11 protein-coding genes are annotated in these 7870 nt (G+C 67.6%); 3 read left to right on the top strand and 8 right to left on the bottom strand.

The window, feature by feature from the left end; translation table 11 throughout:
- Positions 1–1224 (top strand): heavy metal translocating P-type ATPase (locus VF194_RS05855; protein WP_330888965.1); only part of this gene is annotated, 1224 nt, incomplete at its 5' end.
- A 37-nt stretch (positions 1225–1261) separates the two neighbouring features.
- Positions 1262–1852, top strand: coding sequence for an isochorismatase family cysteine hydrolase (locus tag VF194_RS05850; RefSeq protein ID WP_330888963.1), 591 nt, complete (start codon positions 1262–1264; stop codon positions 1850–1852).
- Positions 1853–1861: 9 nt separating this feature from the next.
- Here the strand turns inward: VF194_RS05850 and VF194_RS05845 are convergent, their stop codons facing one another.
- Genes VF194_RS05845 through VF194_RS05835 form a run of 3 tightly spaced genes read right to left on the bottom strand, consistent with a single transcriptional unit; the run spans position 1862 to position 3840 of the window.
- Positions 1862–2215 (bottom strand): DUF190 domain-containing protein, encoded by a 354-nt coding sequence (locus VF194_RS05845; protein ID WP_330888961.1) that lies wholly within the window; start codon positions 2213–2215, stop codon positions 1862–1864.
- A 3-nt stretch (positions 2216–2218) separates the two neighbouring features.
- A complete protein-coding gene (crcB, locus tag VF194_RS05840) occupies positions 2219–2617 on the bottom strand; it encodes a fluoride efflux transporter CrcB (protein WP_330888959.1) in 399 nt (132 codons plus the stop codon).
- Positions 2614–3840: an MFS transporter gene (locus VF194_RS05835; RefSeq protein WP_330888958.1), complete on the bottom strand. Its 1227-nt coding sequence runs from the start codon at positions 3838–3840 to the stop codon at positions 2614–2616. The genes crcB and VF194_RS05835 overlap by 4 nt, the downstream gene beginning before the upstream one ends.
- Positions 3841–4090: 250 nt before the next feature.
- Between VF194_RS05835 and VF194_RS05830 the strand changes: the two genes are divergently transcribed.
- A complete protein-coding gene (locus VF194_RS05830) occupies positions 4091–4477 on the top strand; it encodes a TfoX/Sxy family protein (protein WP_330888956.1) in 387 nt (128 codons plus the stop codon).
- A gap of 24 nt (positions 4478–4501) precedes the next feature.
- Here VF194_RS05830 and VF194_RS05825 read toward each other — a convergent pair whose 3' ends face one another.
- The 5 genes from VF194_RS05825 to VF194_RS05805 all read right to left on the bottom strand — a co-directional run bounded on the left by VF194_RS05825 (position 4502) and on the right by VF194_RS05805 (position 7870).
- Entirely contained in the window at positions 4502–4708 is a 207-nt protein-coding gene (locus VF194_RS05825; protein WP_330888954.1) for a DUF2783 domain-containing protein, read from the bottom strand.
- 1 nt (position 4709) lies between these two features.
- Complete coding sequence (gene paaI / locus VF194_RS05820; RefSeq protein ID WP_330888952.1) at positions 4710–5171, bottom strand: hydroxyphenylacetyl-CoA thioesterase PaaI; 462 nt, start codon at positions 5169–5171, stop codon at positions 4710–4712.
- Positions 5168–5962 (bottom strand): enoyl-CoA hydratase-related protein, encoded by a 795-nt coding sequence (locus VF194_RS05815; RefSeq protein WP_330888950.1) that lies wholly within the window; start codon positions 5960–5962, stop codon positions 5168–5170. The genes paaI and VF194_RS05815 overlap by 4 nt, the downstream gene beginning before the upstream one ends.
- Positions 5963–6003: 41 nt before the next feature.
- Entirely contained in the window at positions 6004–7077 is a 1074-nt protein-coding gene (locus VF194_RS05810; RefSeq protein WP_330888949.1) for a GGDEF domain-containing protein, read from the bottom strand.
- An 82-nt stretch (positions 7078–7159) separates the two neighbouring features.
- Positions 7160–7870, bottom strand: a complete 711-nt coding sequence (locus VF194_RS05805; protein ID WP_414656074.1) for an ABC transporter ATP-binding protein — start codon at positions 7868–7870, stop codon at positions 7160–7162.

Genomic DNA, 7870 nt, shown 5'->3' with positions numbered 1-7870 from the left:
ATCCAGCGCATGGCCGACCGGGTGGCCGGCTGGTTCGTGCCGGCGGTGCTCGCCATCGCGCTGGTCGCGTTCGCCGCCTGGGCGCTGTTCGGGCCGCCGCCGCGCCTCGCCTTCGGCCTGGTGGCGGCGGTGACCGTGCTGATCATCGCCTGCCCCTGCGCGCTCGGCCTGGCGACGCCGATGTCGATCATGGTCGGCGTCGGTCGCGGCGCGCAATGCGGCGTGCTGATCAAGAATGCCGAGGCGCTGGAGCGCATGGAGAAGATCGACACCATCGTGCTCGACAAGACCGGCACGCTCACCGAAGGCAAGCCAGACGTCATCGCCATCCGGCCGGCGAATGGATTCGAGGAAGCCGAGCTGCTGCGCCTCGCGGCCAGCCTGGAACGGGGCAGCGAGCACCCGCTGGCCCAGGCCATCGTCAGGGCGGCCGGGAAGCGGGGCCTGGCCCTGTCCGAAGCCGCCGATTTCGACAGTCCGGTCGGCAAGGGCGTGCTGGGCAGGGTGGATGGCCGCGCGGTTGTCATCGGCAATGCCGGCTTTCTGGCCGAGCGCGGCATCGACGCCGCGCCGATCGCCGCCCAGGCCGACGCGCTGCGCCGCAACGGCGCGAGCGCGATCTTCGTTGCCGTGGATGGCCGGATCGCCGGCCTTCTCGCCATCGCCGATCCGGTCAAGGAGACGACGCCGGACGCCCTCAAGGCGCTGGAGGCGGAGGGCATCCGCGTCGTCATGGTGACCGGCGACAACCGCACCACCGCCGAAGCCGTGGCGCGGCGCCTCGGGATCGCGGATGTCGAAGCCGATGTATTGCCTGAACGCAAGAGCGCGGTGGTCGAGCGCCTGCGTAAAAGCGGCCGCGCCGTGGCCATGGCGGGCGATGGCGTCAACGATGCGCCGGCCCTGGCGGCGGCCGATGTCGGCATCGCCATGGGCACCGGCACCGATGTGGCGATCGAGAGCGCGGGGGTTACCCTGCTGAAGGGCGACCTGCAGGGCATCCTGCGCGCCCGCCGCCTGTCGCAGGCCACCATGCGCAACATCCGGCAGAATCTGTTCTTCGCCTTCGTCTACAACGCGGCCGGCGTGCCGATCGCGGCCGGCGTGCTGTATCCGGTGTTCGGCTGGCTGCTGTCGCCGGTGATCGCGGCTGCCGCGATGGCGCTGTCGTCGGTCAGCGTGATCGGCAACGCCTTGCGCCTGCGCCTGGTCAGGATCGACTGAGGCGGAACAAAGCCGGCGGCGATGCGGTTGCTTGGCCATGACCGATATGCTGCGGCATGGCCCGCTCGGACAATCGACGCTCCATCTGTGCATCGACATGCAGAATCTGCTGGGGCCGGGCAGCCCGTGGCACGCGCCCTGGGCGATGCAGATCGTGCCCAAGCTGATCGAGCTGACCGAGCATTTCCGCCACGCGACGGTGTTCACGCGCTTCGTGCTGCCGCCGCAGCCGGCCGCCATGCCCGGCCTGTGGCAGCATTATTTCCGGCGCTGGCGCGGGCTGGCGGAGCAGCCCGAATTGTTCGAGCTGTTGCCGCCGCTGCAGGGCTTCGTGCCGCCGGCCGAGATCATCGACAAGCCGGTCTATTCGGCCTTCACCGGGCAGAAACTGTTGCAGCATCTGCAGGGGCGGCGGATCGATACGCTGGTGGTCTCCGGCGCCGAAACCGATATCTGCGTGCTGTCGACCGTGCTGGGGGCGATCGACCATGGCTATCGCGTGATCGTCGTGCAGGATGCGCTCTGCAGCTCGGTCGACGAAACCCACGACGCGCTGCTGGCCTTCTATCATCAGCGGCTGAGCGAGCAGGTGGAGATCGCCGACGTCGCAGCGATCCTTGCCGCTTAGGCGGCGGAATTATCCCGCCTGCTGGCCCGCCGTGCCGTAGCGCAGCACCTGCACCTTCTCCAGGGTGACCAGGCCGCTATGGCCCTGCATGATCTTGTCCAGCTCCGGCAGGAAGGCGTTGATCCTGTCCTCGGCGTCGACGATCTCGACGACGAAGGGCAGGTCCTCCGAAAGCCGCAGGATCTTCGCGGTATGAAGCCGGCTGGAATGGCCGAAGCCCATCGGCCCGCGCAGCACGGTCGCGCCGGCCAGATGCAGTTCGCGCGCCTTCAGCACGATGGCTTCGTAGGCCGGTTTGCCGGCATGCCTGTCGTCCTCGCCGAGGAAGACGCGGAGCAGCATGGCGGATTGGGGGAGCTGCATGGTTCAGGCTCCTTTCATCTGGTTCAGGCTGGCCGCGGCGATATGGCCGAGCCAGACGGCAATCAGGCAGAGAGCCACCGAGGCGACGATGTTGCCGCCGGCCTGGGCGATCTCGCCGTCGCGGATCAAATTCAAGGTCTGCAGGCTGAAGGAGGAGAAGGTGGTATAGCCGCCGCAGATGCCGACCATCACGAATTGCCGCGTCGAGGTGCCGACCAGCAGGCGGCCATCCGGGCCGGTCAGCGTGCCGAAGAAGCCGATGATGAAGGAGCCGGCGACATTGACGACCAGCGTCCCCCAGGGAAAGGTTTCGCCGAAGCGCTCCGCCACGAAGCCGGAGCACCAGTAGCGCGCCATGCTGCCCAGGGCGCCGCCCAGGGCAATGGAAAGGTAGGCTGTCATTCTGTGGTCCTGCGTTGCGGCCTCGGATTCGGATCGCGGTAGAATAGCAAAAGGCCGAGCGCCGAGGCTGCGGTGAAACCGGCGCCGGCCCAGAAAGTGGCCGATGCGCCGATGCGGTCCCAGAGCGCGCCGGCGATGACGCTGGCGGCCAGCAGGGCGCCGCCATTGATCAGGTTGTACAGCCCGAAGGCCGTGCCGCGCAGCCGCAGCGGCGCGGTATCGGCGACCAGGGCGGCGAACAGCCCCTGGGTCAGTCCCATATGCAGGCCCCAGAAAGCGACGCCGGCAAACAGCAGGATCGGCTCGCGCGCCAGCGCCAGCGCCACATCGGAGGCGACCAGCGCCGCCATGCCCAGCAACAGCAGGGGGCGGCGGCCCCATTCGTCGCTCAGCGCACCGGCAGGATAGGCACAGAGGGTATAGACGGCGCTCATCACCACCATGACCAGCGGAGCATATTGCATGCCCAATCCGGCATCGGCGCCGCGCAGGATCAGGAATGCCTCGGAAAAGCGGGCCAGCGTCATCAAAGCGCCGATGCCGACCACCAGCCAGAAGCCGCCGGATAGCTGTCCGATATCGTCGAGGCGCAGCCTGGTCCTGGCCTCCCCGCCGCCGACCGGGGCTTGCGGTTCCTTCACCCCGAAGGCCAGAAGCGCCACGGCCATGAAGGCCGGCAGGACGGCGACCCACAGGGCGCCGCGCAAGTCTCCCGACAGCAGGGCCATCGCGGCCATGGCGAGCAGCGGCCCGATAATGGCGCCGACGGTGTCGAGGGATTGCCGCAGGCCATAGGCGGCGCCGCGCAAATGCAGAGGCGTGATGTCGGCCACCAGGGCATCGCGCGGCGCGCCGCGAATGCCCTTGCCGAGGCGGTCGGCGAACCGCGCGAAGAAAACCGCCTCGATGGTATGGGCCAGGGGAAAGAACGGCTTCGTCAGCGCCGCCAGGCCGTAGCCGGCGATCGCCAGCAGCTTGCGCTTGCCGAGCCAATCGCTCAGGGCGCCGGAGAAAACCTTGGTCACCGAGGCGGTCGCCTCGGCGATTCCTTCGATGAGCCCGAGGCTGGCGGCGCTGGCACCCAGCGTGCCGACCAGGAAGAGCGGCAGCAGGCTATGGATCAACTCGGACGACATGTCCATGAAGCCGGAGACGAGGCCGAGCGCCCAGATGCCGCGCGGCAGGGCGCGCAATGCGCCGGGCTTTTTCGATGCGCCATCCATCGTCGCCTCGCCTCCGACCGGCACGCTGAAGCTGATACGGCAGTGACGGAAGCCTCGAGCAAATTCCCGCCGCCGGATCGCCGCGGCAGGGGCCATCGGCGACCGGCATCGGGCCAGCGGCGACCGGCATCGGGCCAGCGGCGGTTATCGAGGGGACCCCATCCCCATCGGGCGGAAATTAACGGCTTTCCTTTTTTCCGTCAAAGCGCCCGCTTGGCCGGAACGGCCTGTGCGGCTAGGCTGCGGCGCCATGACTGCGAGTCACGACTTCATCGCATTCGTTCAGGAACTCTTCGCGCCATTGGGCGGGGTCAGCCTGCGCAGGATGTTCGGCGGCGCCGGCATCTATTGCCGCGGCGTAATGTTCGGCCTGGTCGTGGATGATACGATCTATCTCAAGGCCGACGAGGAGAGCCGCAAGGCGTTCGAGGCCCATGGCTGCGGGCCGTATGTCTATCGGGCCAACGGCAAGCCGGTGGTGATGAGCTATTGGCAGATGCCGGCGGAACTGGTCGACGATGCCGACGAGGCGCTGGTCTGGGCCCGCCGGGCGCTGGGCGTCGCCCGTCTGGCCAAGGCAGCCGTGCCGCCGCCCTCGCGCCGGGCCGCGCTCAGCGCCGGCAGACGGCGGCGCTGAGCGAAAGCCGCCCTTTCCGGGCCGTCACGCCGCCTCGTCCCGTGCGCCGCGGGCGATGGCGATCGCCTCCTTCAGCACGGCTTCGTCGCCGATATGGTTGGCCAGCAGCAGCACCAGCTTGGAGATCGCCGTCTGGGCGGCGCGGTCGTCGAGGCCTTCGGTCATCTTGACCACGGCGGCGAAGAAGGCATCCGGGTCGGCAAGGTTGGGCGCGGTGTTCAGGTGTGCCATGCTAAGCTCCATCGGGCGGCGTCAGGCCGGGAACGGTTTCTCCGGATATGGTCCGCGCCAAGCCGCGGAACAGGGCGACCGCGTTGCCGTCCGCGTCGCTCACGGTCATGTCATAGATGCTGCTGCGCCCGGTGGTGGAGCGCAGTTCGGCCACGGCGGTCAGCTCCGTGCCGGGCATGACCGGCCGCAGGAATTCGATGCTGGCATGCTGGGCGACGCTGTTGCGGTTGAAGGAATTGCAGGCATAGCCGAAAGCGCTGTCGGCCAGCGTGAAAATGATGCCGCCATGGCAGGTGCCGTGGCTGTTGACCATATCCGGCTGCACCGTCATGCGCAGCACGGCCCGGCCAGGGCCCATCTCCACCAACTCGATGCCGAGCCGGCGCGCCGCGAGATCGCGTTGGGCGGCGGTCCTGCCGATCAGGTCGGCCAGCTCCTGCGGGGTTTTCTTCTGGCTGGTCATTTTCCGGTGAATCTGGCGGGCCGCTTCTGCAGGAAGGCGGCGACGCCCTCGATGAAATCGTCGCTGCGGCCGGCGACGCTTTGCGACAGCGCCTCCTGCTCGAGCTGGGTATCAAGGTTGTTGGACCAGGACTGGCGGACCAGGCGGCGGATTTCGCCATAGGCCACGGTCGGGCCGGCGGCGAATTTCGCCGCCACCTTGCCGGCTTCCTCCAGCAGCGCCTCGTCGTCGACGCATTTCCAGATCAGGCCCCATGCGGCGGCGGTTTCGGCCGGCAGCTTTTCCCCCAGCATGGTCATGCCCAGGGCGCGTGCCGTGCCGGCCAGCCGCGGCAGGAAATAGGTGCTGCCGGCATCGGGCACCAGGCCGATATTGGCGAAGGCCTGCAGGAAGCTGGCCGAGCGCGCGGCGATGACGATGTCGCCGGTCAGCGCCAGGCTCATGCCGGCCCCGGCGGCCGGGCCGTTGACAGCGCAGACGATCGGCAGACGATAGCTCGCCAGCTTGCGGATGGTGGGATGATAGTTCTGATGCAGGGTGGCGCCCGGATCGGGCCGGTCGGCGCTGTCCTGGTTCACGTCGCGGCCGGTGAGGTCGGCGCCGGAGCAGAAGCCGCGGCCGGCGCCGGTCAGCATCAGGCAGCGCGAGGTGCCGTCGGTCTCGATGTCCTTCAGCGCCGCCAGCAATTCCTGCATCAGCGTTGGCGTGATCGCGTTCAGCTTGTCGGGTCGGTTTAAGGTGACAGTGGCGATGCCGCCGCGCTTGTCCACCAGGAGGGTCTCGTAGGCCATGCGTTTCTCTCCCTTGCCGGAGACGAACGCTAGCCGATTTCTCAGCCGGGCAGAACAGCCGCCGCGGCTTTTCCGCTGCCGCTTTCCGTTGCGGCAACGACGCAGTTGCGGCCCTGGCGCTTGGCGGCGTAGAGCGCGGCGTCGGCGCGCTGCACGAAGCTGCTCAAGGCTTCGCCCAGGCGGTATTCGGCGACGCCGGCGGAAATGGTGATGCGCCCCAGCTCGTCGCCGGAATGGCGCTTCACCAGTTTGCGGGCATTGACCAGGTTGCGCAGGTTGTTGCCGAGTTTCACCGCCTGGTCGGCGCGGGTGCGCGGCAGCAGCAAAGCGAATTCCTCGCCGCCGTAGCGGGCGGCCAGATCCTGGCCCTTCACATTGTCGCTCAATGTGCGGGCGACGAGCTGCAGGACGGTATCGCCGGTCTGATGCCCGTGGCGGTCGTTGAACAGCTTGAAATGATCGATGTCGATCAGCATCAGGGCCAGCGGTTCATGCGTATCCTGCGCCATCTTGGCGAACAGCGTCAGCGTCTGCTCGAAATTCTTGCGGTTGGCGAGGCCGGTCAGCGCATCCGACAGCGCCTCGCGGCGCGCCTGCTCGAAATGCTCGCGCAGGAGCTGCACTTCCGCCGTCGTCTCGGCCAGCCGGTCTTCCAGCGACTGGTTGCGCTCCTGCATGCTACGGGTTTCCTGCAGGATGGCGCCGACCAGCGAGCCGAGCGCCGGGGCGGAATGCACCTGCACCTGGCTGTCGAGCTTGCCGGAGAAATGCTCCAGCTTGTCGCCATAGGCGCGGGTGTCCTCCTCGGCGGCGCCGATGAAATGGCGCAGCTCCTCCATGGCCGATGCCAGCTTTTCGGTGGTCTCGCGCGAGGCGCGCAGCATCCGCGCCGGATTGAGGAATTCCTCATACAGCTGCAGCGTGGTTTCCGGCGTGAACGGCGTCTGGCTGCCGAGCAGCGAGTCGATGGCGTGGCTCAGAGCCGGGTCGCGGCCGGCATGGTATTCGTACCAGATGGTGAAGTTGATCGGGGTGGGGGGAATCGAGAAACGCGCCATGCTGGCCACCGCCGCGTGGGCGAATTCGGCCGCCTGATGCAGGTCATCGTGATACATCCCAGCCCCCCGAGCGCCCGCCCGCTACTCAGGCCATAGTTTGCTGGGAAGCGCTGCCTCTGGCAATGGCTGTTCGCAAGAATCAAATACCGAGATAGCGGTGTTGGATTTCCGGGGCCGCCAGAAGAGCATTGGAATCGCCCTGCCAGACCACCCGGCCTTTCTCGATCACGTAATGGCGGTCGGCCAGCCGGGTCAGCGCCTCGACATTCTTATCCACCACCAGGATCGCCTGGCCGGCCCCCTTCAGGCGCTCCAGGCAGGACCAGATTTCCTGACGGATCAGCGGGGCCAGGCCCTCGGTCGCCTCGTCCAGAATCAACAGTTGCGGATTGGTCATCAGGGCGCGGCCGATGGCCAGCATCTGCTGCTCGCCGCCCGACAATTGGTTACCCATGTTATTCGCGCGCTCGGCGAGCCGGGGAAACAGTTCGACCACGCGTTCGTAGGTCCAGGGCTGGGCCGCATTGCGGCGGTTGGCGGCGGTGGCGACCAGGTTCTCCCGCACCGACAGGTTGGGGAAAATCTGCCGGCCCTCCGGCACCAGGCCGAGGCCGATCTTGGCGATCCTGTAGGCCGGCAGGCCGCGGATTTCGGCATCCTGGAAACGGATGCGTCCCTGGGCGGCGGGGGTCAGACCCATGATCGAGCGGATCGTGGTGGTCTTGCCCATGCCGTTGCGCCCCATCAGCGTGACCACTTCGCCGGCGGCGATCGACAGGCTCATGCCGAACAGCACCTGGCTGCGGCCATAGAAGGTATCGACGCTTTCGAGTTGCAGCAGGTTGGTCAT

Origin of the sequence: Ferrovibrio sp., assembly GCF_036381655.1 — a bacterium.
GTDB lineage: Bacteria > Pseudomonadota > Alphaproteobacteria > Ferrovibrionales > Ferrovibrionaceae > Ferrovibrio.
The sequence above is the reverse complement of the archived record's forward strand: the minus strand, read 5'-3'. Positions and strand labels throughout refer to the sequence as shown.

What these genes read in the sequence shown, in the direction of transcription:
- crcB (WP_330888959.1), bottom strand. Translation starts at nt 2,617, where the DNA reads ATGACAGCCTACCTTTCCATTGCCCTGGGCGGCGCCCTGGGCAGCATG.
- VF194_RS05845 (WP_330888961.1), bottom strand. Translation starts at nt 2,215, where the DNA reads ATGCAGCTCCCCCAATCCGCCATGCTGCTCCGCGTCTTCCTCGGCGAG.
- VF194_RS05850 (WP_330888963.1), top strand. Translation starts at nt 1,262, where the DNA reads ATGACCGATATGCTGCGGCATGGCCCGCTCGGACAATCGACGCTCCAT.
- paaI (WP_330888952.1), bottom strand. Translation starts at nt 5,171, where the DNA reads ATGACCAGCCAGAAGAAAACCCCGCAGGAGCTGGCCGACCTGATCGGC.
- VF194_RS05810 (WP_330888949.1), bottom strand. Translation starts at nt 7,077, where the DNA reads ATGTATCACGATGACCTGCATCAGGCGGCCGAATTCGCCCACGCGGCG.
- VF194_RS05815 (WP_330888950.1), bottom strand. Translation starts at nt 5,962, where the DNA reads ATGGCCTACGAGACCCTCCTGGTGGACAAGCGCGGCGGCATCGCCACT.
- VF194_RS05835 (WP_330888958.1), bottom strand. Translation starts at nt 3,840, where the DNA reads ATGGATGGCGCATCGAAAAAGCCCGGCGCATTGCGCGCCCTGCCGCGC.
- VF194_RS05825 (WP_330888954.1), bottom strand. Translation starts at nt 4,708, where the DNA reads ATGGCACACCTGAACACCGCGCCCAACCTTGCCGACCCGGATGCCTTC.
- VF194_RS05830 (WP_330888956.1), top strand. Translation starts at nt 4,091, where the DNA reads ATGACTGCGAGTCACGACTTCATCGCATTCGTTCAGGAACTCTTCGCG.
- VF194_RS05805 (WP_414656074.1), bottom strand. Translation starts at nt 7,870, where the DNA reads ATGACCAACCTGCTGCAACTCGAAAGCGTCGATACCTTCTATGGCCGC.